Genomic DNA, 25,359 nt, shown 5'->3' with positions numbered 1-25,359 from the left:
TCTCAGGAGAACAGGGCGTCGGGCCGCAAGGCGGCGGCGATCTCAGGGAGGGTCGGGGGGCGGAGGAGGCGGATCGCCTCGGCGCCCTCGTCCCAGTCGATCAGCCCGGCGTCGCGGAACTGGCCGAGCCAGTAGGTCATGCACCAGCGCCCGTGCCGGGCCCGGAAGCGTTCCGCGTTGGCGAGGATCGGCACGAAGTGCTGCAAGGGCGGCACGTGGACCGGGTGGTGCTGGTGGTAGGCCCGTGCTCCCGCGACCCAGTAGGTCGGCAGGCCGCTCAGGCTCAGGCGGGCGGCCAGATCCGTCTCCTCGCCGCCATAGCCGGCGTAAGATTCGTCCATGCCGCTGACCGCGCGCCAGGCCCGCGCCGGCAGCGCGAAGGACAGGCCCCAGAGCTGGCCGGCATCCGGCTCGGGGCGGATCCCGGTCACGGGCGCCGGGGGGCGGGCCGGATGGGCGCGGCCGAGCCGGTCGAGCGCCGCCTCGTCGCCCGCCGCGGCGTCGGGGGGCAGGTACAGCACCTCGCCGAGGAACAGGCCGTCGGTCCGCGCGGCGGCCCCCGCATAGGCCGCGACGAGGCCGGCGCCCGGGATGCAGTCGACGTCGAGGAAGATCAGGAGGTCGCCGGAGGCGGCCTCCGCCGCCCGGTTGCGGGCGGCGGCGAGCGGCATCGGCTCGCCCGGCACGTGCAGGTGGCGGACCGGGCAGCCGGGATCGGGCAGCTCGGGAGCCGGCTCCGCCTGCATCCAGGCGATGACGAGCTCGCGCGGATGCGCGGTCTGGCGGGCGAGGCCGCGCATCAGGTTGCGCAGCCGGTCGGCCCGGCCGCGCACCAGGGTGAGCACGCTGGACTCAGCCCGCATGGGCGAGCGCCCGGCGGAAATGTCCCACGCCCTCGATGATGCCGCGGGCATGCGAGGCCCGGGCGACGTAGGAGTGCCGGAGCGCCGCGTGGCCGGCGAGGTCGTCGGAATAGTTCGCCACGATGATCGACTGGGCGCGGGCGCGCAGCATCTCGACGTCGTTGCCCGAATCGCCGGCCACGAACAGGGCCCGCTCGGGCAGGCCGTAGAGGGCGCGGACGTGGTCGACGGCGGTGCCCTTCGAGGCCCGCTCGGGCAGGACGTCGAGGTAGCGGCCGTGGCTGTGGATCACGCTGGCGCGCAAGCCCGCGCGGGCGAGGCGGGCCCGCACGCCTTGAGCCGCCGCGGCGTCGCCGAAATAGCTCAGCTTGAACGCGCGCTGCTCCAGCGGGCCCTGGGGTGCCAGCCCGTCGAGGCCGTCGAGCGCGGCGCGTACGTGCTCCCGCTCCCAGCCGGCGGCGATCGTCCCGCGCCAGGCGGCGTCCGCCGTGTAGGTCACGCCGTTGCCGTCGAGGTGGTAGATCTCGGAGCCGACCGAGGTGATCATCACCTGCGGCCGCGGGCTGTCCTGCTGCTCCAGCACCGCCATGGCGCTATGGAACGAGCGCCCGGTCGCGACCCCGAAGGCCAGCCCGGCCTGCCGGCTGCGCCAGCGCCGGAAGGTGCTCAAGCCCGCCGCGCAGCCGACGAGCGTGTTGTCGATGTCGCAGACCAGGAGCTGGCGCGGCGCCCGCAACGGGGGCACGGGCGTGCCGAGCGCCCGCAGCAGGGCGTGGTAGCGCGCCGCGTGCCGGTCCCAGTCGTAGGCGGCGGCCGCCCGCGCGCCGCCGGCGACGCAGGCCGCGTAGAGGCCTGCGTCGTCGAGGATGCGCGTGCAGGCCGCCGCGATGGCGCCGGGATCGCGCGGATCGACCAGGATTCCGTTGCCGCAGGTCTCGACGATGTCGTTGGGACCGCCGCTGTCGGTGGCGACCAGCGGCAGGCCGGCGGCGGAGGCCTCGAGCAGGGTCAGGCCGAAGGGCTCGTTGAGCGCCGGGTTGACGAACAGGCCGCCGCGCGCCCGCGCATGGGCGTAGAGCGCCGGCACGTCCTCGGGCCGGTGGGTCTTGGGATAGGCGATCCGGCCGTAGAGATCGTGGCGGTCGATCAGGACCAGGAGGTCGCGCATCGTCGCGGCCATGTCGCCGTCGAGGGCGTCGATGTCCTCCCGGGTGCCGGCGACGACGACGAGGTTCGCCCGCGCCTGGAGGTCTGCGCTCTCGCCGTAGGCCCGGACCAGGGCGGCGAGGTTCTTGCGCGCCACCGGGCGGGCCAGCGCCAGCAGCACCGGCTTCTCCGGATCGTGCAGGAAGCGCGCGATCGTGGCGTCGACCCGCGGGTCGGGCCGGCTGTCGGCGAAGCGGGCGAGGTCGCTGCCCGGCGGCAGGACGCGCACCCGGCCCGGATCGTAGGCGGCGTAGCCGGCGTACTGCACCTCCGCCTCGTCGCGCGAGGAGGCGATGACGAGGCTGGCGCGGGCGAGCGCCTCCTCCTCGGTGGCGATCCGGCGGGCGAGTGCGGGGTTCTCCGCCGCCCCCTTCCCCAGCATCGACGCCTTGACCCGGCCCAGCGAGTGGGCGGTGAACACGAACGGGATGCCCAGGCGCGCCTCGACGATCGCCGCCACCGCGGCGGCGTCGGCGTAATGGGCGTGGATCAGGTCGGGGGCCGATCCTTGCGCGCCGATCCAGGCGATCAGGCTCCCGGCGAAGCTCGCCACCTCCGCGTGCATCTCCTCCTTGGTCCGGTAGCCCGGGGACGCGCTCGCCAGCCGCACGAGCACGACCTTGTCGCCGACCCGCTCTTCGGGCACGGCGTAATCGGGCCCGGGCGGGCCGTCGAACAGGCGCGTCGCCACCACGATCCGGTCGATCCCGGGATCCTGCGCCGAGGCGGCGACGAGATCGAGCAGGTAGCGGATATGGCCGCCGGTATCGGCGGTGAGCCCGTAGACGACGTCCCGGCCGCGCAGGCAGCCCTGCAGGGCGACGTGAAGAACGAACATCAGGCCGCTGCCGTAGCGGAGTATCCCGAAGGACAGGACGATTCAGGTGAGGTACAGTCTGTGATTCGCGTCGCCCAAATCGCTCCGAACATCTTTCCCATTCCCCCGACCCATCACGGCGGCACGGAGCGGGTCATCCACGACCTCAGCACGGCGCTGCGAAGCTTGGGCGTGGAGGTAACGCTGTTCGCCCCCTCGGACAGTGCGACACACTTACCCCGTATCGGTAATTATCCGAGCCTTGCGGCCCTGGAGCACCGCTACGGCACCGTCGCGCCGGGCGTGCCGGCAGCTCTCGATGCCCTTCAGCTCGAAGCCCTGCGCCTGCGCCTCGACGACTTCGACATCGTCCATTGCCACGGCGAGTTCGCCCATGCCGCGCTCCTGGGCGAGCGCCGGCGCCGCAGCCTGACGACGATCCATTGGCGGGTCGACGAGCTCGACCGGGCGTTGTTCTTCGAAGGGTTTCCGGACCTGCCGGTGGCGGCGATCTCGGCGGCGCAAGCGGCCGGCATCCCGGTCTCGAACCGGGCCGGGATGGTGCATCACGGCATCGACCGGGACCGCTACGCCGCGTCCCTCGCGCCGGGCGGGTACCTCGCCTTCGTCGGGCGGATGACCGACCAGAAGCGGCCCGACACCGCGATCCGGGCGGCGCGGGCGGCGGGCGTCCCGATCCGGCTCGGCGGCACGATCGATGTCGGCAACCCGGGCTATTTCGACCGCGCGGTGCGCCCGCTGCTCGCCGAGGACGCGGTCTATCTCGGGCCGGTCGATGACGCGGCCAAGGGCGCGCTTCTCTCCGGCGCCGCCGCGCTCCTGTTCCCGATCGACTGGCCGGAGCCGTTCGGCCTCGTGATGATCGAGGCGATGGCCTGCGGCACCCCGGTGATCGCCTGGAACCGCGGCTCGGTGCCGGAGATCGTCGAGGACGGGGTGTCGGGCTTCGTGGTCTCCTCCGAGGACGAGGCGGTGGCGGCGCTGGCCCGGATCGGCGAGATCGACCGGGCGGGGGTGCGCCGCCGCTTCGAGGAGCGCTTCACCGCCGAGCGCATGGCGCGGGACTACCTCGCCCTCTACCGGCGCCTGCTGGCGGTCTGATGCGCACCGCCCTCCTCGCCTGGGACTACCCGCCGGCCCCGAGCGGCCTCTCGACCGCGGCGCGGGAGATCGCCGAGAGCCTGGCGGAGGCGGGCGCCGACGTGACGGTGTTCACCCTCGACCGCACGGGCACGGCGCGGGTCGGCGGCGTCACGGTGGTCGGCCTCGGCCTGCCGCCGGCGGGCCGCCTCGCGCGTTTACGCATCTGGGGCTCGGTCGGCCACCTCGCCGCGCCCCTCGCCTTCCGCCGCGCGGTGCTCGCCGCCCAGGCCCGCGCGCCCTTCGACGTGGTCGAGGCGACGAACTGGTACGCCCCGGCGGCCTTGCTCGCCGGGCGCCGCGACCTGCCGCTGGTGACCCGCTCCTCGACCCCGGCGGCCTTCACCCGGGGCCCCGCGACAACCTTGCGCGACCGGCTCGACGGGGCCACCGCCGACGCCCTCGAACGACGCCAGGCGCGCGGCAGCGCCGGCCTCATCGCCAACACCGCGGCGCATGCGGCGGTGATCGCCCGGGCCTACCGCCTCCCGGGCCGCCGGCCCGACGCGGTGATCGGCCTCAGCCTGCCGCCGGAGATCGCCACGAGCGCCCGCGACGCGCCCTACCCGGCGGCGGAGGCGCCTGTGCGCCTGCTCTTCGTCGGGCGGGCGGAACCGCGAAAGGGCTTCGACGCGCTGCTCGCCGCGGTCGCGCTGCTCGCCGCGGAGCAGGAGCGGGGCGAGGTGCCGCCGTTCCGGCTCGACCTCGTCGGGGTGCCGCCCGGCGACCTGCCGGCGGACCTGCCCGCGGCGGCGTTGGAACGCCTCCACGCCCGCGGCCGGATCGATGCCGGGGCGCTCGCCGCGGCCTATGCCGGGGCGCACGCGGTCCTGGCGCCCTCGCGCTACGAGAGCTTCGGCCTCGTCTACCAGGAGGCCCTGGCCTATGGCCGGCCGGTTCTGGCCTGCGCCGAGGATGCCAGCGCCCGCGCCTTCGTCGGCGTGCCCGAGGCGGGACCGCTCGCGGCCGCCGCCACCGGCCCGGCGCTCGCCGACGCCCTGCGCCCGCTGCTGCGCGATCCCGCCCTGCGCCGGGTCTACCGCGCCCGTGCGCTCGCGGCGGCCGGGCGGTTCACCCGGGCGAGCCTGGGGGCTGAGACGCTTGCGTTGTATTGGCGGGCGATCGCGGCGGCGCGTGGAGATGACACCGTTTCCCCTTGATCTGTCCGAGTAAAGGTGAAGCACGCCTCCCCTCTCCCGTGTGGGAGAGGGGTCGGGGGTGAGGGTGCTACGGTCCTGAGTCAGGCACCAAATGTTGATCTGCTAGTACGGCGCTTAGAGCTTCACACGGAAGCGTGTCACCCTCACCCCTACCCCTCTCCCACTCGGGAGAGGGGATCCCGCGATTTATTTCAGAATTGGCACATCAATCCAATCCGAAGCACGCAATCTCATTCCCGAAAAGGCTGCAGCAACGCCTCCTCCTCCTCGATCCGCCCCCTCCCCGGATCGAGCGCCTCGTAGGTCCGCGACCGGGCCAGGACGTGGGTGCGGCTCAAGCGGTGGTCGATCGCGCCGTGGAGGGCGATGAAGCCGCGGCGCCAGCCGCCGTCGAGGACCGGGCGCTCGTGGACGCGGCCGGCATAGCGTACGGTCGTCCGGTTCAGCCGGTACTGCACGTCCGGGTAGACGTCCGACAGGACCCCGTCGACGCGGTTGCGCCGGGGCAGCCCGACCGAGACGACGTCGCCGTCCTCGGCCAGCGCCGCGAGCGCCGGCAGCCGCCGCCCTGTCTCGGGCTCGAGGGTCTCGTCGGCGTCGAGCTGCAGCATCCAGGCGTGGCGCGCGAGGTCCTGGAGGGCGTTGCGCTGCCCGGCGAAGTCGCCCGCGAGGGGCCGGCTCGCCACCCGCACCGCCCCGTCCGCGAAGCCCGCGACCGCTACCGCGCGGGCCGGCGCGGCCGCGCCGTCGAGGAGGATCGCGACGTCGTCGGTCCAGGCGGCGTGCGGTGCGAGGCCGGCCAGCACCGCGGGAAGCTCCGCCGGGCGGCAGAGGAGGCCGAGGGAGACCGGGGGGCCTTCCGCGAGGTCGTGGAGCCGGGCCCGCGCCGCGAGCGGGCTGTGCGGCGCCAGGAGCCCGGCGCGGTCCCGCGGGTCGAGCGGGGCGACGCCGCGGCCGCGGCGGGTCGCGGCGATGCGCAGGGTGTAGAGGTCGAGCCCGTAGGGCGCCTCCGGATTGGGCACGAAAGTAGGCTCGTCGAGGCGACGTCCGAGGTCGCGCCAGCACGCCGCCGGATCCGCGTCCCGCTCGGTCAGGACGCCGCAGGAGCCGCAGGCCACCGGGAAGGCGCGCTCGCGCCCGGAAGAGTCGGTCAGGCGGCGGTCGCTCGGTGCCAGCATGGCGGCCGCGCAGAGAAAGCAGCGGCGCGAAGAGGTCGTCACGGGCATCGCTCGGGTCCGTACCGGTCGGGGCTGGTCGCGCGGGCCGGGCGCCATACCTCCGGGATGCATCCGACGAACCCGGTCGTCGGTTCCCCCCGCCCCGAGACATCTGCCGCGCGTGCCCGACGACGTCGACCCCCTCCGCGCGGCCTGGCCGGGCCTGTCCGACCTCGGCGCGGTCGCCCTCGTGGGCAACGCCCCCGGGACCGAGGCGGGAGCGGCCGACGCGGCCGCATCCGTCCTGCGCTTCAACAACGCGCCGGGCTTCGGCGGCCGGAGCGGATCGCGCGTCACCCATCTCGCCCTGGTCAATCGCGGCGGGCAGATGCGCGAATGGCTCGCCGATCCGGGCTTCCTCGACCGCCCGGTGGTCCGCCGGGCCGAGGCCTTCGTGCTGCCGTTCCCGATGCTGCCGGAGGCGCACAATCGCCCCGAGCCGATCTGCTTCACCCGCGGGGCGCTGGCTCTGCTGCGCCCCCTCGGCAAGCCGGTCCACGTCCTGCCCGAAGCGCTCCACGACGAGGCCCGGCGCGTGCTCGGGCCCTGTGCCGGCGGCCGCCCGAACCCGAGCACCGGCTTCCTCGTCGCGCTCGCCCTCCTCCTCGGGCGACCGGCGGGCGCTCCCGCGGTCGAGGCCCACGGCTTCGGCTTCGCCGGCTGGCCCGGCCACCCTTGGGCGGCCGAGCGCGCCTGGTTCGCCGATGCCGCGGCGGCCGGCCGCTTGCGCCTGCACCCTCCCTCGTCCGACGGATGACCTCTCCCTCATGGCAACCCTGATCACCGTCCTGAAGAGCGGCGGCCGCTACGACGCGACGTGGGTCGCGCGCCTCGCCCGCGGCGTGCGGCGCCATGCGCCGGCCTTCGGGCGGATCCTCTGCCTCACCGACCTGCCCCTCGCGGTCGCGGGCGTCGAGCGGGTGCCGCTCCGGCACGACTGGCCGGCCTGGTGGGCGAAGATGGAGGCGTTTCGCCCCGGCCTCGCCGACGGGACGGTGCTCCTGTGCGACCTCGACACCGTCCTGACCGGGCCGGCCGACGCGCTGGCCGAGCCGGGCCTCGCGGCGATGGAGGATTATTTTCACAAAGACCGCGTCTCCAGCGCGCTGCTGCGTTGGCAGGGCGACGCGCTGTCCCCGCTCTACGCGGCCTTCGCGGCCGAGCCCGCGCGCTGGATGGAGCCGGGCTCCTGCGGCCCGGTCCCGAACGCGGTCCACGGCGACCAGGTCGTCATCGACCACTGGCTCGCCCGCCGGGCGCTGAGGCCCGCCTTCGTCCAGCACCGGTATCCGGGCCTGCTCGACTTCTACGATCCCCGCCGTGACGCGCACGGCCCGGTCGTGATCTTCATCGGCGAGGCGAAGCCCGACACCGCCCGCGGCATGGTGCACGCGGCCTGGGCCGGAGAGGAAGGCCCTGCCCCGTCATGGCCGGATCGGTGACGGCACGGCCGCGGAAACGTCAGCCCTCGGCCGCCCGCAGCGAGCGGGCGCAGGCCGTCAGGATCGCCTTGGCGTGTTCGGGATAATCGTCCTGCACGACCGCCTCGAGGGTGCCGACGGTCTCGGCGAGCAGCGCCTCGCCGTCGGCGACGCCCTGCTTGTGCAGGGCCACCGCGAGGGCGGTCGCCAGGGTGGCGAAGGCCACCCCCACATCCTGATCGGTCATGAGGAGGATCCCGTCGGCGAGGAGGAGACGGCACCAGATGCGAGAGGGAGGATGGTGGGCGCGACAGGGATCGAACCTGTGACCCCTACGATGTCAACGTAGTGCTCTCCCGCTGAGCTACGCGCCCATCCGGCCTGCCGTCGTCGATATCCGGAGGCCTTGTCCGGCAACCCTCGCGAGCGAGGGGCCGTCACTCTCTGTCATCCGATCCGGACCAACCGGTCCGGCACCGCTCCGGGGAGATGAACTCCCGACATCCGGAGTGGTGATGGTGGGCGCGACAGGGATCGAACCTGTGACCCCTACGATGTCAACGTAGTGCTCTCCCGCTGAGCTACGCGCCCTCGGCGCCGCGTGTCGCGGCCCCGGTGTGAGAGGGCGTATAGAGGCAGTTGCGGCGGGTGACAAGCGGGTTCCTTCGCCGGCTCCGGCGGCCACGCAGTTTTCCATTTTCGGCCCTCGACGGCGCCGCGATCGCACGCCGACCATGCCCCTGGCGAATCGGGGAGCGGGCGAATCATGGACCTGATGCAGGATCAGGCGGCGCGGATCGTCTGGGGCAAGGCCCACCCCTTCCACCCGGCCTGGGCCCACGGCCTCGACGTGGCGGCCGCCGGCCGGGCGCTGCTGCGGGCGCGGCCGCGGGCGGCCCGGGCCCTGGCGGCGGGGCTCGGGCTCGACGTGCCGGCCTTCGAGGCCCTGTGGCTGCACCTTCTCGCCCTGCACGACATCGGCAAGTTCTCCCACCTGTTCCAGGCCAAGGTGCCGGCACTCTGCCCCTCCCACCTGCCGCCGCCCGGGATCCCCGATCCCGGCCACCCGGCGGCGGGCCTGCGCCTCGTCGGCGGCCTTCTGATGGCCCGGGCCGCGCCCTCCGGCCTGATGCGGGGCTGGGGCGCGGCGCCGCGCAACCGCCTGCTCCAGCCGATCTTCGGGCATCACGGCCGCCCGGTGGCGATGTCGGAGAGCTGGCAGCCGGAGGATTGGCGACCGCTCTTCCCGCCGGCCTCGGCATCTGCGGCCCTCGCCTACTGGGAGGCGGTCGAGACGCTGCTGCCGGCGCCGGAGGTGCCCGCCCCGCGCGCGGCCGCGGCGGCGCAGGCGAGCTGGCTCGTCGCCGGGATGACCGCGCTCGCCGACTGGATCGGGTCCAACCAGGCCTGGTTCCCCTACGCCGCACCCGGGACCGACCTCGCGGCCTACCGGGACGAGACCTGTGGCCGGGCCGAGGCGGCCCTGCGCGAGGCCGGCCTGGTGCCGGCGCGGCCCGGCCCGCGCCTCGCCTTCGCGGACCTGACCGGCCTGTCCCGCCCGCCGACCGCGGTCCAGGACTGGGCCGGGATGGTCCCCCTGCCGGACGGGCCGCTCCTGATCCTGATCGAGGACGTGACCGGGGGCGGCAAGACCGAGGCGGCCCTGACGCTCGCCCACCGGCTGCTCGCCGCCGGCCGGGCCGACGGGCTCTACCTCGCCCTGCCCACCACCGCGACCGCCAACGCCATGGTCGACCGGATCCTCCCGCTCGCCGGGCGGCTCTACGCCGAGGGCGCCCGCCCCTCCCTGGCGCTGGCCCATGGCCGGGCCGGCCTGCACCCGCGCTTCCGCGCCGCCGCCGCGGGATTTTCGGATCCCGAGCCCGGGGCCGATCGGGGTGAGGAGGCGGAATCGGGCGCGGTCGCCTCGGCCTGGCTCGCCGGCGAGAGCCGCCGGGCGCTGCTCGCCGATCTCGGCGTCGGCACCATCGACCAGGCGGTGCTGGCGGTGCTGCCGAACCGCTACGGCACGGTCCGCCTCGCCGGCCTCGCCGGCAAGGTGCTGATCGTCGACGAGGCCCACGCCTACGACGCCTATGTGAGCGCCGAGCTCGCCCGCCTCGTCGAGTTCCACGCCGCCGGCGGCGGCACCACCCTGATCCTGTCGGCCACCCTGCCTTCCGGAGCCAAAGCCGAGCTGGTGGAGAGCTGGCGCCGCGGCGCCGGCGCCGCCGGGGCGGTGCTCGCGAGGACCGACTATCCCCTCGCGACTCTGCTGGCCCCCGGGCGTGACCCGGCGGAGGCGCCCCTCGACGCCCGGGCGGACCTGTGCCGCACCCTCGCGGTCACCCGCGTGCCGGACAAGGACGCCGCCCTCGCGCGGATCCGCGCCGCCGCGGAGGCCGGGGCCTGCATCGCCTGGATCCGCAACAGCGTCGACGACGCGGTCGAGGGCGCGGCCGCCCTGCGGGCGGCGGGCCTCGATCCCGACCTCTTCCACGCCCGCTTCGCCATGGGCGACCGCCTCGCGGTCGAGGCCCGGGTCCTGGCGCGGTTCGGCAAGGCCTCGACGCCGGCGGAGCGGCGCGGCCGGGTGCTGGTCGCGACCCAGGTCGCCGAGAGCTCGCTCGACCTCGATTTCGACCTCGTGGTCACCGATCTCGCGCCGGTCGATTCGGTGCTCCAGCGCGCCGGCCGCCTGTGGCGCCACACCGGCCGCGACCGGCTGATCCCCGGCCCGGAGCTCGTCGTGGTCTCGCCCGATCCCGCCGGCGCCGTCGCCGCCGACTGGGCCGCCGCCGCCTTTCCCCGCGCGGCCTACGTCTACCGCGACCACGGCCTCCTGTGGCGCACCGCCCGGGAGCTGGCGGCCCGCCCCGCCTTCCGGGTGCCGCAGGACGTGCGCCCGGCGATCGAGGCGGTGTTCTCCGACGACGAGACCGACATCCCCGCGCCCCTGCTGTCGATCCACTTCGACGCGGTCGGCCGGTCCGGGGCCGAGCGCGCCGCCGCCCGCGGCGCGCTGCTCGCCGCCGCCGCCGGCTACTGGCCCGACCAGGCCTGGCCCGACGAGGGCACGGTGCCGACCCGCCTCGCCGAGGAGAGCCGCACCTTGCGCCTCGCCCGGGTCGCGGACGGCCGGCTGGTGCCCTGGCATCCCGACGCCGACCTCCGGCTGGCCTGGGCCCTCTCCGAGGTCACGGTGGCGGTCCGCAAGCTGCGCGGCCACCTCGCCCCCGCCGCGACCTGGCACGACGCCGTCGCGGCGGCCCGGGCCGGCTGGAGCCGCTTCGACGACGCCGTGATCCTGCTGCCCCTGGAGCCTCAGCCGGACGGCACCTGGCAGGGGACGCTGGTGGCGGAGGATGGCGGGTCCCTCGTCGTGACGTATGGGACGCGGCTGGGGCTCATGCTCTGAGCGGGCTTCGCGCCTTCCTGAACCCTGGCGCCCGGCGCCGATCCGGGGCATCGTCGCCCCCGCAGGCGCGGCAGGGCTGTCCGGCAAAAATGTAAGGCGCGGGTTTCCCCTCTCCCCGCGGGCGGGGAGAGGGCTGTGTTCCCGTTCAGGGAACGCAGCAAGCGAAGGCGAAGCTGGAGCGAGGGTGAGGGGGCTCGACGCGTGAGACTCGTCCGGAAACACCCCCTCACCCTCGCGGCGAACCTTCGGTTCGCTGCTCCCTGAGCCCCTTCGGAGCTCAGGCCTCTCCCCGCCCACGGGGAGAGGAGAATATCTGCGCCACGTCTTTCCCCGGACAGCCCTGCAGGCGCGGGGATGAACCGATGACGGCGATGGGGATGCCCGTCGCGGCCTCGTATTCCCTGCAGGCGCGCAGCAGATGAACCGATCGGGCGGGGCGAGGACGGTGCGTTCTACATGTGTTCCCCGCAGGCGCGGGGATGAACCTACGATCCAGAGGTTTCGACGCCGGAGGCCGTGCGGGTGAGCTATCCGCCCCGCTTCGTGCGCGAGCGCTACGGCCTGACCCAGGCCCAGTTCGCGGCGTGGATCGGGGTTCCGGTCGAGACGTGGCGCGAGTGGGAGCTGGGGAGCATCCGGCCCGATCCGGCGGTCAACCCGCTCCTGACCCTGCTCGCCCGGGAGCCGGAGGCGGCACGGCGAAGCCTCGGCTCTGCGGCTTGAGTGGGGGCGCCATTGCCAGAGGTTGGCTTCATCTTCAGTTGAAGGATAGGTGTGAGTCCTTGTCCTCTCGACATGCAGCGAGACAGGAGTATAATTGCGGTAGCCGTCCGTAAGGAGTGTTCCCCGCAGGCGCGGGGATGAACCAAGATGGTGCAAGCCGCTAGGACGGGTGCGTTCCCCGCAGACGCGGGGATGGAAGAGATGGTGAAATCCGCTTTAGCGGATCTCAAAAATTCTCGTTGACGCTGTTCGCGAGGTAGTCTCTGATGCACATCAGCCGGCAGGGAGGTTGCCCCCTGCCGGCTGGTGGTAAGGTCCGCTCAAAGAAGCCGCCTCGGAGGCAGCGAAAGGAGGTCTGGGCATGTGGCTCATGACCCAAGCCAGAAGAGCCTAATTTATCGGCCCTGACGCGCGGGACTCCACTCCCGCGCGTCTCTTGTTTTTACACACACTCAGAGTCGCCGGAAAGGGCCTTTTGCGCCTTCCGTAAGGTCGTGCGTTATGCAACCGTGACCTGAGACGACTCAGAAACGATTCGCCCAGGGAGTGCCGTGGTCCCACCCTTCTCTCTCCTGACCGAGGCCTGGATTCCCGTCCTGCGGGCGGACGGCGAGCCGGACATGATCCGGCCGGCCGCCCTCACCGACGACATCGACGGAAACCCGGTCGTCGCGCCGGCCTGGGGCCGGGCGGATTTCGATGCGGCGACGCGGGAATTCTGGATCGGGCTGCTGGCGGCGGCATGCGGCACCCGGGCGGACGAGGACGAGTGGCCGGCCTGGTTCGAGGCGCCGCCGACGCCGGCCGCGCTGGACGAGGCCTTCGCCCCCCTCGCCCACGCCTTCGTGCTCGACGGCGACGGGCCGCGCTTTGGGCAGGACCGCGAAGACATCACCGGCGAGACCAGGCCGGTATCGCAATTGCTGATCGAGGCGCCCGGCGTCAACACGGTGAAAAACAACCTCGACCATTTCGTCCGCCGCGGCGGGGTCGAGACCCTGTCGCGGGCCGGGGCCGCCATGGCGCTGTTCACGTTGCAGACCTACGCACCCTCGGGCGGGGCCGGCCACCGCGTCTCGGTGCGGGGCGGCGGTCCCCTGACCACCCTGCTGATCCCGGGGGCCGAGGACCGTCGGGCGCCGGTGCCGCTGTGGCGCAGCCTGTGGCTCGCGGTGCCCCACCGGGCGGACGGGCCGCCCGTGCCCGAGCGGGTGTTTCCCTGGCTCGTCCCCACCCGCGTCTCGGACAAGGGGCAGCCGACCACGCCCGATCAGGTCGATCCGCTCCAGGCCTTCTGGGGCATGCCGCGGCGCATCCGTCTCGTCGTCGAGGCCAATCCCGAGGGGCGCCCCTGCGACCTCACCGGCCGCGTCGATCCGCTGGTGGTGCGCCACTACCGCACGCGGCCGCACGGCACGAGCTATGCCGGCTTCACGCATCCGCTCTCGCCGCACTACCAGACCAAGCCCGGCGAGCCCTGGCTGCCCCTGCACGGCCAGCCCGGCCGGATCGGCTACCGCCACTGGGTCGGCCTCGTCGTCGGCGACGACGGGGACAAGACGAAGCGGCAGGCGGCCGCCTCTGTCCATGACGGCATCAAGCGCCTCCAGAACCAGGACGATCACGCGGCCCGCCTCGGCACCCGCCTGATCGCCGCCGGCTACGACATGGACAACATGAAGGCCCGGGACTTCGTCGAGAGCGAGATGCCGCTGCACCTCGTCGGCAAGGTGGAGTTCCGGCCCTACGATGAGACCGTGCGCCGGATGGTGCGGGGCGCCTTCGAGGCCGAGTTCATCCTGCGCGTGTCGCTGAAACAGGCCCTGGCGATCGAGAAGGGCGGTCTCCTCGACCTCGGCCGCGGGCGCTTCTGGGAGCGGACGGAGGCGGCGTTCGGCAAGACCCTGGCGGAGCTGGCGAAGGCCCTGCCGGGGGCCGGCCTCGAGGGCGACACGCCCCATGGTCCGACGCTCGACCGGTGGTGCGGTCACCTGCGGGAGGCCGCGACGGCGGTGTTCAAGGAGCTCGTGCCGGTCGAGGATCTCACGGATCTCCGCCAGAGCGTCGCGGCGGAGCGTGTCAAGGCGGAGATCGGCCTCGACTGGGCGATGCGCGGCTACGGCAAGCTCGGCCAGACCCTGTTCAAGGCCCTCGGCCTGCCGCTGCCCGAGGCCAAGCCCAAGGACGGCAAGACCAAGGACACGAAGTCCGAATCCACGAAGACCGAGTCCAAGCCGAAGAAGGCCAAGGGAGGCCGCGGGTGAGCGCAGGGGATGGGAGCGCGGACGGGGCGAGCGCGGGAAGGCGGCCTCCGGCCGATCCCGACGACGTCCGGGAGATTCCTCGCGAGCGGCGCTGGAAGATCCGGCGCTGGTGGGAGCGCCTGCCCCCCGGCCGCAACGGCGTCGAGCCGCACCTCCTGTTCGACCGCGGTGCCCTTGCGCGCCTGCGCCGCGCCGGGACGCCCCTCGACATCCTCGACGAGGCGGTGGTGTTCCACCTCCATCGCGGCCTCGGCTACGGACCCCGGCAGGCCGCCGACACCCTGGTGCCGGTGGCGGTCGCGGCCTGCGTGCTCGCCCGCGTCGCCGCCGACAGCCCGGCACGCAGCCTCGCGACCGTGCTCGGACCGCCCTACGGCGAGGCGAACGCCCAGCCCCTGCTCTCTCCGTTGCGGCTCAAGCGCCTGACCGCCGCCTGCGACCCCGACGACCTGCTGCGCCAGATGCGCCGCGCCGTCGACCTCGCCGGCGACCGCCCGGTCGACGTCGCCGGCCTCGGCGAGACGATCCTCGACTGGCTGCATCCGGAGCGCGGCGACCGGGCCCGGGCGACCTTCGCCTTCGACTACCACGCCGCCGCCCATCGGCCCCCCGGCCGGGCCCCTGAGCCCCCGGCCGCCTGACGCCCCCTCCCCATCCCGAGCCCGACCATCTCCCCGAGCCTGCCATGACCACCTTCGTGCAGCTGCACCTCCTGACCGCCTACCCGCCCGCCAACCTCAACCGCGACGACACGGGCCGGCCGAAGACCGCGCGGTTCGGCAATGTCGACCGGCTGCGGGTCTCCTCGCAGGCGCTCAAGCGGGCCTGGCGCACCTCCCCCGCCTTCAAGGCGGCGTTGGAGGGGCATCTCGGCGAGCGCACCCAGCGCCTCGGCGAGGAGATCGAGGGGCATCTCCTGAAGCAGGGCGTGGCGGAAGGCCCCGCCCGCAAGGCGGCCCGGGAGGTCGCCGACGTGTTCGGCAAGATCAAGGGCGAGGGCGACAAGTACCCGACCCGGATCGAGCAGCTCGCCTTCGTGTCGGCCGAGGAGCGCCGGGACGCCCTGGCGCTGGCCGAGCGGATCGCCGGCGGCGAGAGCATCGACCTGACCAAGACCCCGCTGCTGCGGCCCGTCGACGGCGCGGTCGATATCGGCATGTTCGGCCGCATGCTGGCCGACGACCCGGACTTCAACCGCGAGGCGGCGGTGCAGGTGGCCCACGCCGTCACCACGCACCGGGCGGTGGTCGAGGACGACTATTACACCGCCATCGACGACCTGAAGACGCCGGCCGAGGATGCGGGCGCGGGTTTCGTCGGCGAGGCGGGGTTCGGCGCCGGCACCTTCTATCTGTATCTCTGCATCGACCGCGACCTGCTCGCCCGCAACCTCGGCGGCGATTCCGACCTCGCGAAGCGCGGCCTCGCGGCGCTGATCCACGCCGCCGCGACGGTGGGGCCGAAGGGCAAGCAGGCGAGCTTCGCCAGCCGGGCGCTGGCGAGCTACGGCCTCGTCGAGGTCTCCGACGGGGCGCCCCACACCCTGGCGGCCGCGTTCCTCAAGCCGGTCGGCGGCGAGGACGTGCTCGCCGGCTCGGTCGCCGCCTTCGAGGCGACGCGCAACGGCTTTCGCACCGCCTACGACCTGCCGCCGAGCCCGCGCGACGAGAACCCCGACGGCTGGCGCGGCAACGACGATCCCTGGCCGGTCTTCAACACGCTCACCGGCGAGGGCAGCCTCAAGCGCCTGATCGCCTGCGCGACGCGCTGATGCCCGCCGGCCTTGCCTTCACGCTCTACGCCCCCCTCGCGGCGCTGGGCGACCTCGCGGTGGGGGAGCGCCGCGGCGGCTTCGACCGGCCGGGCCGCTCGGCGGTCCTCGGCCTCGTCGCGGCGGCCCTCGGCTACGACCGGGCCGACGAGGCGGGCCACGCCGCCCTCGATGCGGGCTACGGCCTCGTCCAGCGCGTGCGGCGCACCGGCCGCCTGATGACCGACTACCACACCGTCCAGGCGCCGCCGGCCGAGCGCAAATCCGCCTGGGCCACCCGCCGCGCGGCTTTGGACCGGCCCTCGCACCGGCTCAACACCCTCCTGTCGAGCCGCGACTACCGCGAGGACCTGTGGGTGGAGGTGGGGCTGGTGCAACTCAGGTCCGTGGGTCCTGCCCCCGCCGAGATCGCCGAGGCCCTGCGGCGCCCGGCCTACACGCTCTATCTCGGCCGCAAGTCCTGCCCGCTCGGCCGCCCGCCGGCGCCAAGCTGCCTCGACGCGGTGACGAGCCTCGCCGCCCTCCTCGACCGGGCGGACGAGCCGGTGCGCCTGATAGCCGACGCCGGGTCCTACCCGTTCGAGCCGCTGCGGCTGTGGGAGGAGTGGGACGAGGCCGTCGTCTACGCCGATGCCGAACTCGAAGGCCTGCTCGCCCCCGATTACAAGGCCGACCGGATCGAGCGCCGCCGCGACCGGGTGACGAGCCGGGTGCGCCGGCAATTCGGCCTGCGCGACGAGATCGTCGCCACCCGCATCCCCCGCCCGGAGCCGGAGGCCGCCCGGTGAGCCTCTTTCTCAGCCGCGTGCGCCTGCGCCACGCCCCCGACACCGCCGCCCTCGCCCGCCTGCTGCTGCCGGAGGACGACGACGCCCGCCTCGCCGCCGGCCACCGGCTGATCTGGTCGCTGTTCGCCGACCATCCCGACCGGGAGCGCGACTTCCTCTGGCGCGAGGATGGCGGCTCGGCCTGGCAGCGCACCACCTTCTTGGTCCTGTCGGCGCGGGAGCCGTCGGGCGGCGGCCTGTTCGAGGTCGAGTCGAAGCCCTTCGCGCCCGACCTGTCGGTGGGACAGGTCCTGCGGTTCCGCCTGCGGGCGGCGCCCTCCTTCAGCGTCCCGTCGGAGACGAAGGGCGAGCGGGGCGTGAAGGTCGATCCGGTCTGGCACCGGCTGAAGAACCATCGACCGCCGCTGGGGGAGATGTCGCCCGATGACCGGCAGGCCTTGCGCCTCACGGTCGAGCGCGAGGTCGTCGGCGACTGGCTCACCCGCCAGGGCGGGCAATCCGGCTTCCGTCCGGTGACCGCGCCGGACGAGGCTGGCGTCGCGCGGCCGGTGCTGACCATCGACGGCGACGTCCAGCGCCGGCTGCCCTACGATGCCAAGCGCCTGCGCGCGATGCCTGGGCGCCGGCCCCGGGCGGAGAATCCCCGGCGCAGACATCCGGCGGTCGCCTTCACGACCTTCGACCTCGAGGGCGAGATCGTGGTCGAGGATCCGGCGAAGTTCCTCGCCGCCCTCGCCCGCGGCTTCGGCCGCGCCAAGGCGTTCGGCTGCGGCCTGATGCTGATCCGCCGGCCGTGAGCGGCGCCGCCCTTCCCGGCCTCGCCCCGCCGAAGCCGATCCCGATCCGCGACCGCGCCTCGCTGGTCTTCATCGAGAAGGGCCGGCTCGACGTGCTCGACGGCGCCTTCGTGGTGGTGGACGAGCGCGGGGTGCGCACGCAGATCCCGGTCGGCGGCCTGGTCTGCCTGATGCTGGAGCCCGGCACCCGGGTCAGCCACGCGGCGGTGGGGCTGGCGGCCCGGGCCGGGACGCTGCTCGTGTGGTGCGGCGAGGCCGGGGTGCGGCTCTACGCGGCCGGCCAGCCCGGCGGCGCCCGCTCCGACCGGCTGCTCTGGCAGGCCCGCCTCGCCCTCGACGAGTCGGCGCGGCTCAAGGTGGTGCGGCGCATGTTCGCCGTGCGCTTCGGCGAGGAGGCGCCCGAGCGCCGCTCCGTCGACCAGCTGCGCGGCATCGAGGGCGCCCGTGTCCGCCGCTTCTACGAGATCCAGGCGCAGCAGCACGGGGTGGAGTGGCGCCGCCGCGCCTACGACCGCGGCGACTGGGACGCCGCCGACATCCCCAACCGCTGCCTCTCGGCCGCCACCGCCTGCCTGCACGGGCTGGCCGAGGCGGCGATCCTCGCCGCCGGCTACGCCCCGGCCATCGGCTTCCTGCATTCCGGCCGGCCGCTCTCCTTCGTCTACGACATCGCCGACCTGTTCAAGTTCGAGACCGTGGTGCCGGCGGCGTTCAAGGTCGCGGGCCGCTCGGCGAAGGGCCAGCCGCTCCAGGGCTCGGTCGAGGGCGTGGTGCGGCGCGAGTGCCGCGACATCTTCCGCAAGACGAAGCTGCTGGAACGGTTGATCCCGAGCATCGAGGACGTGCTCGCCGCCGGCGGCCTGCCGCCCCCGGGCGAGCCCGCCGACGCCCAGCCCCCCGCCTTCACCGAGTCGCCCTCCGGCGACGGAGGCCACCGGGGATGAGGATCTGATGAGGATCTCGCGCGGATGATGGTCGTGGTGGTCGAGAACGCGCCCCCGCGCCTGCGCGGCCGCCTCGCGGTCTGGCTCGTCGAGGTGCGGGCGGGGGTCTATGTCGGCCAGTATTCCCGCCGCACCCGCGAGCGGATCTGGGCCGAGGTGCAGGCCGCCATCGGCGAGGGCAACGGCGTCATCGCCTGGACCGCCCAGACCGACATCGGCTACGCCTTCGACACCTGCGGCCGGAACCGCCGCATGCCGGTCGACCTCGACGGCCTGCCCCTGGTGGCGTTCCACCCCGACGAGACCCCGCTCTGACCGGACCCGGAACGGAGCGGAAACGCCGGTGCGTTCTTTGACATCGTGAAAGGTGAGGTGTATCAAGCACTTCTGGGAAGAGTGTTCCCCGCAGGCGCGGGGATGAACCGCAGGCAGCCCGCTCCCCGGGGGCTGCCCACATGTGTTCCCCGCAGGCGCGGGGATGAACCGCCCTCCAGGGGACGGAATACGAGGGCGCCGGGGTGTTCCCCGCAGGCGCGGGGATGAACCGCCCCAGGTCGGAATGATGTGGTCCATCTCGGGGTGTTCCCCGCAGGCGCGGGGATGAACCGCCCTCCAGGGGACGGAATACGAGGGCGCCGGGGTGTTCCCCGCAGGCGCGGGGATGAACCGCCCCAGGTCGGAATGATGTGGTCCATCTCGGGGTGTTCCCCGCAGGCGCGGGGATGAACCGCGTGGTCCGACAACAGGCAGCGGGCGATGCGCGTGTTCCCCGCAGGCGCGGGGATGAACCGCTCACGCAATGGTCCCAGCGCTCGGGCGATGTGTGTTCCCCGCAGGCGCGGGGATGAACCGCACCGGCCGGCCTGCTGCTGACGATCGAGCGCGTGTTCCCCGCAGGCGCGGGGATGAACCGCGCACCCGGGACCTCCGCACCTCCCACAAGGAGTGTTCCCCGCAGGCGCGGGGATGAACCGATGATGGTCTCGGAGCTGCTTCGAGCTTCTGCGTGTTCCCCGCAGGCGCGGGGATGAACCGCACCGGCGCCTCGAACACCACGACCCCCGGATGTGTTCCCCGCAGGCGCGGGGATGAACCGATGATGGTCTCGGAGCTGCTTCGAGCTTCTGCGTGTTCCCCGCAGGCGCGGGGATGAACCGCACCGGCGCCTCGAACACCACGACCCCCGGATGTGTTCCCCGCAGGCGCGGGGATGAACCGATGCTGTTCGAGCCGCACCGGTTCTACGCGGCGTGTTCCCCGCAGGCCCGGGGACGAACCGCTGCACCATCATCCGCGCCCCCCCGCCGCCAAATCGCCGATTGACCCAGGCCCGCCGACCGGCTTTCCGTAGCGCGACTTCTCCCACCCGGACGATACATCCATGAAGCGCGCCCGCCGCACCAAGATCGTCGCGACCCTTGGCCCGGCCTCCGAGGATCCGGCGGTGATCGAGGCGCTGTTCGCGGCCGGCGCCGACGTCTTTCGCATCAACATGAGCCACCTGCCGCGCGAGCGCCTGGGCGAGCGGGTGGCGACGATCCGGGGCATCGAGCAGAAGCTCAGGCGCCCGATCGCCGTGCTGGTCGACCTGCAGGGCCCGAAGCTCCGGGTCGGGCGCTTCGCCGACGACGCGGCGATGATCGAGAACGGCCAGAGCTTCGTCCTCGACGACGATCCGACGCCCGGCGACGCGACCCGGGTCCACCTGCCCCACCCCGAGATCCTCTCGGCGCTCGAGCCCGGCCACGCGGTGATCGTCGACGACGGCAAGCTGCGCCTCGTCGTGACCGAGGTCGGGCCCGGCCGGGCGGCGACCCGGGTGGTGACGGGCGGAAAGATCTCGAACCGCAAGGGCGTGTCTCTGCCCGACACCACGATCCCCGTCGCGGCGATGACCGAGAAGGACCGCCTCGACCTCGAAGCCGGCCTCGCCGCGGGCGCCGACTGGATCGCGGTGTCGTTCGTGCAGCGCCCGGAGGACGTCGCCGAGGTCAAGGCGGTGGCTCAAGGGAAGGCCCTGGTGATGGCCAAGATCGAGAAGCCGCAGGCGGTGGCGGCCCTCGACGCGATCATGGCGGTGGCCGACGGGCTGATGGTCGCCCGCGGCGATCTCGGGGTCGAGATGCCGCTGGAGCAGGTGCCGGGCGTGCAGAAGCGCATCACCCGCGGCGCGCGGCGCCTCGGCAAGCCGGTGGTGGTGGCCACGCAAATGCTCGAATCGATGATCACCGCCCCGGTGCCGACCCGGGCCGAGGTCTCGGACGTCGCGACCGCGGTCTACGAGGGGGCGGACGCCGTGATGCTCTCGGCCGAGAGCGCGTCGGGCGCGTTTCCGGTCGAGGCGGTCTCGACCATGAACCGCATCGCCGAGCAGGTCGAGCGCGACGGGATCTACTGGTCGATCATCGCGGCGCAGCGCAACCAGCCGGAATCGACCGCCTCCGACGCCATCGCGGCCGCCGCCCACCAGATCGCCGACACGCTCGGGCTCAACGCCGTGATGGCCTGGACCGCCTCGGGCTCGACGGCGCTCCGCCTCGCCCGCGCCCGGCCCGACGCCACGGTGATCGCGCTCACTCCGAAGCGCGAGACGGCGCGGCGGCTGGCGCTGGCCTGGGGCACCCACCCGATCGTCACCAACGACGCCAGCGACATCGACGACATGTCGTTCCGCGCCTGCAAGTTCGCGGTGCGCGAGAGCTTCGCGGGGGTGGGCGACCGGGTGATCGTGGTGGCGGGCCTGCCCTTCGGCACGCCGGGAGCGACGAACCTCGTGCGCATCGCCACGGTGACGCCGGAGCACGCGGCGAAGGCGTGAGGCCCGGACCGGTTCGGTGCTATCCTCCACCGGCTGCGACCACGGAGGCCTGGATGCCAGCCACCCTTCTGCGCGACCGGGGCGCCCGAAGCCGGACGCCACCGGACGACTTCGCCGAGGACGTGGATTTCGAGATGACCAATCTCGGCCGGAAGCACACGAACGTTCCGGGCACGATCTTCGTCTCGTCACGTCTCGGGGCTCACGGCCCGCGGGTGAAGTGGTACGCCGAGAAGCCAAAGGGCAATGCGCCCTGCGTCATCGTCCCGATCGGACCCGACCCGGTGGTGCGCGACGACTTCGTCGGGACCGTCCAGTCCCGGCAAGCCGCGGACCTCGTGCGGGCCTGGGTGCGTCTCAACCACGCCGAGCTGCTGGACTTCTGGAACAACGGCACCGGCTGGGACATCGACGAGCTGACGGACTTCACCCGCCGGCTCAAGCCGCTGCCGTGACGTCGGCGTCACGGGATGCCGATGCTCCGCGCAATGGCCTGCCAGACCTCCTGTCCCGGTCTTCAAGGTGGTCGTCTGCTTCGAGCGGCGACCGGATGGCGGGTTGCGGGCCTGGAGCGATGCCGTCCCGGAGTTCGTACTGTCTCATAAGAACGTCGATGCGCTCCTGGCTGACATCAAGCCTGCGCTCAAGATCATTCTGTCGGCCAAATTCGGAGAAGATATTCTCACGGAGCCGCTCGTCGATTTCCGTGAAGCGCTTGAGGAGCGCGGAATCGTCGAGGAACGAGCGGAGTTGCCCTTGAGTTGGGAGTATGTGGCGCAATATGCTCAGGCCTGATCCGCTCGCCCTGGCTCGACCGCTCCGAATGGGAAGCCAAACTTCGGTGGAACGGCTGCGAGCCTCGTCGCGGTAAGGAGCGGCTCGACACTGCGGAATGGTGGCATCGTCCGGTAAGGGACCGCGCTTCCCCGTTCCGGTGGAGGAGAATGGGCGCAGCGACTTCTGGGCGATCCAGCGGGTCTGCGGCGCGTTTCGCGATGTGCCGAGGCTGCCGTCGGATGACTAGAGCATTTTCCGACGAAGTGGATACCGATTCGTCGAAGAAAATGCGGCAAAATCAATGGCCTATAGAGCTTCGCGATTGCTGCGCAATCGTGAAGTGCCCTAGGTCAGAAATTATGTGGTCTCGATAATATTGATGCGCCACCCTTGTTATGGACTGGGATTGCCGGACTATGCGTATAGCTGTATTGGCCGACACTCACGGCAACCTAGTGGCTCTCGAGGCCATCCTGGCGGATTTGCGCACGCAAGCACCCGATCTCATCATCAATCTCGGTGACTTGTTCACTGGTCCGTTCGACCCGGCAGGAAGTGCCGACGTGCAGATCGGCCTGGGATGTCCGACCCTGGCTGGGAACCACGAACGCAATCTTCTCGAAGGTGACGACACGAGCAAGTCCGTCGCCTTCGCGCGCCCTCTTCTGTCATCTACGCACATGGCGTGGATCAGCCAACTGCCCGTGACCCTGCGGCTCGCGAGCGACGACGTGTTTGCCTGTCATGGCAGTCCAGCCGGCGGTGACCTCGACTATCTCCTCGAAGATGTGAGCAGTGGCAGACCAGTTCTTGCCGCGGACGACGCAATACGATCGAGGCTTGCTGGCGCGGGACCGGCGAGCCTCGTCTTGTGTGGCCATACGCACATGCAGCGTGTGGTCCAGGTCGGTCACGTGACTGTGGTCAATCCCGGCAGCGTTGGAATGCCGGCCTACACGGATGATCGCCCAATCCCCCACGCCATCGAGACGGGGTCGCCACATGCAAGATATGCTGTCGTTACGCGGAAGATGGGCGGCGCATGGTCGGCCGATCTGCGTTCGGTTGCCTACGATTGGGACCGAGCTGCGCAGCAGGCACGGGTGAATGGCAGTTCGAGTGTCGCACGCTGGACATTGACGGGGCGGGTTTAGGAAGCGTCGGAAAGTTGACTGGTGCTCCCAACACGTCACCATGACGTCAATCTGATTGGGTTGAGGCCTAGAGCACTTCACGATCGCGTTGCAATCGCGAAGCTCTCTATGTCTTTAATTTTGCCGAATTTTCTTCGACGAACCGGTATCTACTTCGTCGGAAAATGCTCTACTCCGCCCCTGCCCGCTCCCGCGCCGCCAGCGCCTCGATTTCCGCCACCACGGTATCGGCGGCGACGTACTGGAGCATGTGGCCGACGCCCGGTAGCACGACGAGCTTGGCGCCCGGCACCTCGCGGCCGAGCGCCGCGGCGTGGATGTCGGTCTTCACCACCGGGTCGCTATCGCCGGCGATGATGACGGTCGGCACGGCGATCTCGCGGTAGCGCGGGCTCTGGCGCTCAAGGAAGGCGTAGAGCCCGTCGAGGTCGCGAAGATTCGCCCCGAAGGTCGCGGGGCGCAGGATCAGCGGCACCCGGGCCCCGTCGAGATAGCCCTCGGGCAGCCCCTGCGGGCGGAAGACCACCTCGGCGAAGCGGTCGAGAGCGGCGAAGCCCAGGGGCGCCGCGACCGTGTAGGTGGCGAGGGTGAGCAGCATCCGTCCGGGCAGCGAGCGGTACCAGGCGGCGTAGCCGCCGACCGAGCCGCCGGGCCAGGGATGGCTGACGGGGGCGAGGAGCGCGAGGCCGGCGACCCGCTCCGGGTGATCGAGGGCGAGCGCCGTGGCCAGCGCCCCGGACCAGGAATGGCCGACGATCAGCGCCGGGCCGACCTTCATCGCCGCCAGCGCCTCGCCGATCAGCCGCGCCTGCACCGCCGGCGAGGCGGCGTCCGGCGCGATGCGGTCGCTGTAGCCGAAGCCGGGCCGGTCGAAGGAGAGCACCCGGAAGCCGTCGCCGGCGAGCCGCCGGCCGATCGCCTGCATCGGGTCCATGGCGTTGGCCGAGGCTCCGTGCAGCAGCACCACGGTGCCGCGGCTGGGTGCGCCCTCGCCGGGTCCCGCCTCCAGCACCGCGAGGTGCCCGCCCTCCACCGCCACGCGCCGGCCCGCCGGGGGATAGCGCGCCTCGACCACCATCGTGACGATCCAGGTCGCGAGCAGTCCCGCGGCGACGAGCGCCAGCACCAATCCGGCGAGCAGGCCGGCGACCAGGGTCAGCACGCGGGAGATCCGTCCTTGGAACCGGCGCAACGGCCGGCCGGTCACAGGTCGCGGCCGTCGACGTCGGGGCTAAGGCGCTCGATCGCCTCGTGGACCTTGCCCATGCGGGGATAGAGCGCCTCGGCGCGGCGGAAGGCGGCGAGCGCCCGGGTCTTGTCGTCGCTCGCCATGTAGATGTGGGCGAGCGCCGCCCAGGCCTCGAAGTGGCGCGGCTCCAGGGACAGGGTCTTGTGCAGGTCGGCCAGCGCGCTCGCCTGGTCCTCGAGCAGGAAGAACGCGGTGGCGCGCCGGCTCCAGCCCTCGGCCCAGGCCGGCTCCAGCACCGTCACCCGGTCGAGGAGCTCGACGGCGAGCGGGTAGTCCTTGGCCTGCATCGCCTCCGCGGCGCGGCTCGCCAGGAGATCGACGGTGTCGCTGCCGGAGCGGTCGAGGCGGCGCTCGATCAGCTGAGCCACGCCGCGGGCCTCGGCATCGTCCTTGGCCGCCTTCAGCCGGGCGAACAGGTCGTCGAGGGTGACGGGCGCGCGGGGGGCGTCCTTCGGGGCGTCCTTGGACGAGGCGTCCTTCGGGGCCGCGATCGCCGGCGTCGCGATCGGCACGATCGCCGAAACGACGAAAGCCGGCGCTCCGAGGAGGCCGGCCATCATGCAGATCGGAAGAGAGAGACGGCGCATGCCGGCACTGTCCGGCGCCGGCGCTGCCCCGTCAACGCGATGGCTTGCCGCGGGCTCGGGGGAGCCCGGCACGCCTCCCGCGTCTTCAGCCCTGGCGGGCCTTGTAGCGCTTCTGGGTCTTGTTGATGACGTAGACCCGGCCCTTGCGGCGCACGAGCTGGTTGTCACGGTGCCGGCCGCGGAGCGACTTCAGCGAGTTGCGGATCTTCATCGGTCTGGTCTCA

Annotated in this window: 24 protein-coding genes, 2 tRNA genes and 1 CRISPR repeat array; of the genes, 17 read left to right on the top strand and 9 right to left on the bottom strand. The window is 72.7% G+C overall.

Translation table 11 applies throughout. The features are described from left to right. Positions 1-2: 2 nt before the first annotated feature. Both BM430_RS02205 and BM430_RS02200 read right to left on the bottom strand, forming a co-directional pair. Positions 3-863: a glycosyltransferase family 2 protein gene (locus BM430_RS02205; RefSeq protein ID WP_177302898.1), complete on the bottom strand. Its 861-nt coding sequence runs from the start codon at positions 861-863 to the stop codon at positions 3-5. Beyond that, positions 853-2,907, bottom strand: a complete 2,055-nt coding sequence (locus tag BM430_RS02200) for an HAD-IIB family hydrolase (RefSeq protein ID WP_093564879.1) — start codon at positions 2,905-2,907, stop codon at positions 853-855. The genes BM430_RS02205 and BM430_RS02200 overlap by 11 nt, the downstream gene beginning before the upstream one ends. 60 nt (positions 2,908-2,967) lie before the next feature. Here BM430_RS02200 and BM430_RS02195 point away from each other — a divergent pair, with 60 nt between their 5' ends. Both BM430_RS02195 and BM430_RS02190 read left to right on the top strand, forming a co-directional pair. Continuing rightward, complete coding sequence (locus tag BM430_RS02195) at positions 2,968-4,008, top strand: glycosyltransferase family 4 protein (protein ID WP_093564868.1); 1,041 nt, start codon at positions 2,968-2,970, stop codon at positions 4,006-4,008. Further along, complete coding sequence (locus BM430_RS02190; protein WP_093564866.1) at positions 4,008-5,207, top strand: glycosyltransferase family 4 protein; 1,200 nt, start codon at positions 4,008-4,010, stop codon at positions 5,205-5,207. The genes BM430_RS02195 and BM430_RS02190 overlap by 1 nt, the downstream gene beginning before the upstream one ends. A gap of 230 nt (positions 5,208-5,437) precedes the next feature. Here the strand turns inward: BM430_RS02190 and BM430_RS02185 are convergent, their stop codons facing one another. Then, positions 5,438-6,385 carry a glycosyltransferase family protein gene (locus tag BM430_RS02185; protein ID WP_244539294.1) on the bottom strand — a complete coding sequence of 316 codons (948 nt, stop codon included), beginning with the start codon at positions 6,383-6,385 and terminating at the stop codon, positions 5,438-5,440. Positions 6,386-6,545: 160 nt separating this feature from the next. Between BM430_RS02185 and BM430_RS02180 the strand changes: the two genes are divergently transcribed. After that, positions 6,546-7,181, top strand: coding sequence for a hypothetical protein (locus BM430_RS02180; protein ID WP_093564863.1), 636 nt, complete (start codon positions 6,546-6,548; stop codon positions 7,179-7,181). Between the two features lie 10 nt (positions 7,182-7,191). After that, complete coding sequence (locus tag BM430_RS02175; protein ID WP_093564861.1) at positions 7,192-7,866, top strand: hypothetical protein; 675 nt, start codon at positions 7,192-7,194, stop codon at positions 7,864-7,866. A 19-nt stretch (positions 7,867-7,885) separates the two neighbouring features. Here BM430_RS02175 and BM430_RS02170 read toward each other — a convergent pair whose 3' ends face one another. The 3 genes from BM430_RS02170 to BM430_RS02160 form a co-directional block, all read right to left on the bottom strand. Beyond that, positions 7,886-8,092: a hypothetical protein gene (locus tag BM430_RS02170; protein ID WP_093564859.1), complete on the bottom strand. Its 207-nt coding sequence runs from the start codon at positions 8,090-8,092 to the stop codon at positions 7,886-7,888. A gap of 52 nt (positions 8,093-8,144) precedes the next feature. Then, positions 8,145-8,219: transfer RNA gene (locus BM430_RS02165), tRNA-Val, on the bottom strand. 142 nt (positions 8,220-8,361) lie between these two features. Further along, positions 8,362-8,436 (bottom strand) — tRNA-Val (locus tag BM430_RS02160). A 175-nt stretch (positions 8,437-8,611) separates the two neighbouring features. Between BM430_RS02160 and BM430_RS02155 the strand changes: the two genes are divergently transcribed. The 13 genes from BM430_RS02155 to BM430_RS02095 all read left to right on the top strand — a co-directional run bounded on the left by BM430_RS02155 (position 8,612) and on the right by BM430_RS02095 (position 23,299). Next, the gene (locus BM430_RS02155; RefSeq protein ID WP_093564857.1) at positions 8,612-11,263 is read left to right on the top strand and encodes a CRISPR-associated helicase/endonuclease Cas3; all 2,652 of its coding nucleotides are present in this window, start codon (positions 8,612-8,614) and stop codon (positions 11,261-11,263) included. Between the two features lie 522 nt (positions 11,264-11,785). Continuing rightward, positions 11,786-11,986 (top strand): helix-turn-helix domain-containing protein, encoded by a 201-nt coding sequence (locus BM430_RS02150; protein ID WP_093564855.1) that lies wholly within the window; start codon positions 11,786-11,788, stop codon positions 11,984-11,986. 551 nt (positions 11,987-12,537) lie between these two features. Further along, positions 12,538-14,250: a type I-E CRISPR-associated protein Cse1/CasA gene (gene casA, locus BM430_RS02145; RefSeq protein WP_210188398.1), complete on the top strand. Its 1,713-nt coding sequence runs from the start codon at positions 12,538-12,540 to the stop codon at positions 14,248-14,250. After that, positions 14,247-14,891 (top strand): type I-E CRISPR-associated protein Cse2/CasB, encoded by a 645-nt coding sequence (gene casB, locus BM430_RS02140; RefSeq protein ID WP_177302897.1) that lies wholly within the window; start codon positions 14,247-14,249, stop codon positions 14,889-14,891. Before casA ends, casB begins: the two co-directional genes overlap by 4 nt. A gap of 44 nt (positions 14,892-14,935) precedes the next feature. Beyond that, positions 14,936-16,021: a type I-E CRISPR-associated protein Cas7/Cse4/CasC gene (gene cas7e, locus BM430_RS02135; RefSeq protein ID WP_093564851.1), complete on the top strand. Its 1,086-nt coding sequence runs from the start codon at positions 14,936-14,938 to the stop codon at positions 16,019-16,021. Further along, entirely contained in the window at positions 16,021-16,809 is a 789-nt protein-coding gene (gene cas5e, locus BM430_RS02130) for a type I-E CRISPR-associated protein Cas5/CasD (RefSeq protein ID WP_093564849.1), read from the top strand. The genes cas7e and cas5e overlap by 1 nt, the downstream gene beginning before the upstream one ends. Next, positions 16,806-17,606, top strand: a complete 801-nt coding sequence (gene cas6e / locus BM430_RS02125) for a type I-E CRISPR-associated protein Cas6/Cse3/CasE (protein ID WP_093564847.1) — start codon at positions 16,806-16,808, stop codon at positions 17,604-17,606. The genes cas5e and cas6e overlap by 4 nt, the downstream gene beginning before the upstream one ends. After that, positions 17,603-18,550, top strand: a complete 948-nt coding sequence (gene cas1e / locus BM430_RS02120; protein ID WP_093564845.1) for a type I-E CRISPR-associated endonuclease Cas1e — start codon at positions 17,603-17,605, stop codon at positions 18,548-18,550. Before cas6e ends, cas1e begins: the two co-directional genes overlap by 4 nt. Positions 18,551-18,574: 24 nt before the next feature. Then, positions 18,575-18,865 carry a type I-E CRISPR-associated endoribonuclease Cas2e gene (gene cas2e / locus BM430_RS02115; RefSeq protein ID WP_093564844.1) on the top strand — a complete coding sequence of 97 codons (291 nt, stop codon included), beginning with the start codon at positions 18,575-18,577 and terminating at the stop codon, positions 18,863-18,865. 81 nt (positions 18,866-18,946) lie between these two features. After that, a CRISPR array of direct repeats spans positions 18,947-19,830; the repeat unit is 29 nt; unit sequence GTGTTCCCCGCAGGCGCGGGGATGAACCG. 101 nt (positions 19,831-19,931) lie between these two features. After that, a complete protein-coding gene (gene pyk, locus BM430_RS02110) occupies positions 19,932-21,368 on the top strand; it encodes a pyruvate kinase (RefSeq protein WP_093564843.1) in 1,437 nt (478 codons plus the stop codon). Between the two features lie 53 nt (positions 21,369-21,421). Beyond that, the gene (locus tag BM430_RS02105; RefSeq protein WP_093564842.1) at positions 21,422-21,823 is read left to right on the top strand and encodes a hypothetical protein; all 402 of its coding nucleotides are present in this window, start codon (positions 21,422-21,424) and stop codon (positions 21,821-21,823) included. Between the two features lie 67 nt (positions 21,824-21,890). Continuing rightward, a complete protein-coding gene (locus tag BM430_RS02100) occupies positions 21,891-22,163 on the top strand; it encodes a hypothetical protein (RefSeq protein WP_143131932.1) in 273 nt (90 codons plus the stop codon). Between the two features lie 377 nt (positions 22,164-22,540). Then, positions 22,541-23,299, top strand: a complete 759-nt coding sequence (locus BM430_RS02095) for a metallophosphoesterase family protein (RefSeq protein WP_348273069.1) — start codon at positions 22,541-22,543, stop codon at positions 23,297-23,299. Positions 23,300-23,468: 169 nt separating this feature from the next. Here the strand turns inward: BM430_RS02095 and BM430_RS02090 are convergent, their stop codons facing one another. The 3 genes from BM430_RS02090 to ykgO all read right to left on the bottom strand — a co-directional run bounded on the left by BM430_RS02090 (position 23,469) and on the right by ykgO (position 25,346). After that, positions 23,469-24,461, bottom strand: a complete 993-nt coding sequence (locus BM430_RS02090) for an alpha/beta fold hydrolase (RefSeq protein WP_244539269.1) — start codon at positions 24,459-24,461, stop codon at positions 23,469-23,471. 41 nt (positions 24,462-24,502) lie between these two features. Beyond that, positions 24,503-25,135 carry a tetratricopeptide repeat protein gene (locus BM430_RS02085; protein WP_244539268.1) on the bottom strand — a complete coding sequence of 211 codons (633 nt, stop codon included), beginning with the start codon at positions 25,133-25,135 and terminating at the stop codon, positions 24,503-24,505. 85 nt (positions 25,136-25,220) lie between these two features. Continuing rightward, positions 25,221-25,346: a type B 50S ribosomal protein L36 gene (ykgO, locus tag BM430_RS02080; protein ID WP_012334921.1), complete on the bottom strand. Its 126-nt coding sequence runs from the start codon at positions 25,344-25,346 to the stop codon at positions 25,221-25,223. Between the last annotated feature and the right edge of the window lie 13 nt (positions 25,347-25,359).

This window comes from Methylobacterium sp. 174MFSha1.1 (assembly GCF_900116815.1).
GTDB lineage: Bacteria > Pseudomonadota > Alphaproteobacteria > Rhizobiales > Beijerinckiaceae > Methylobacterium.
The sequence above is the reverse complement of the archived record's forward strand: the minus strand, read 5'-3'. Positions and strand labels throughout refer to the sequence as shown.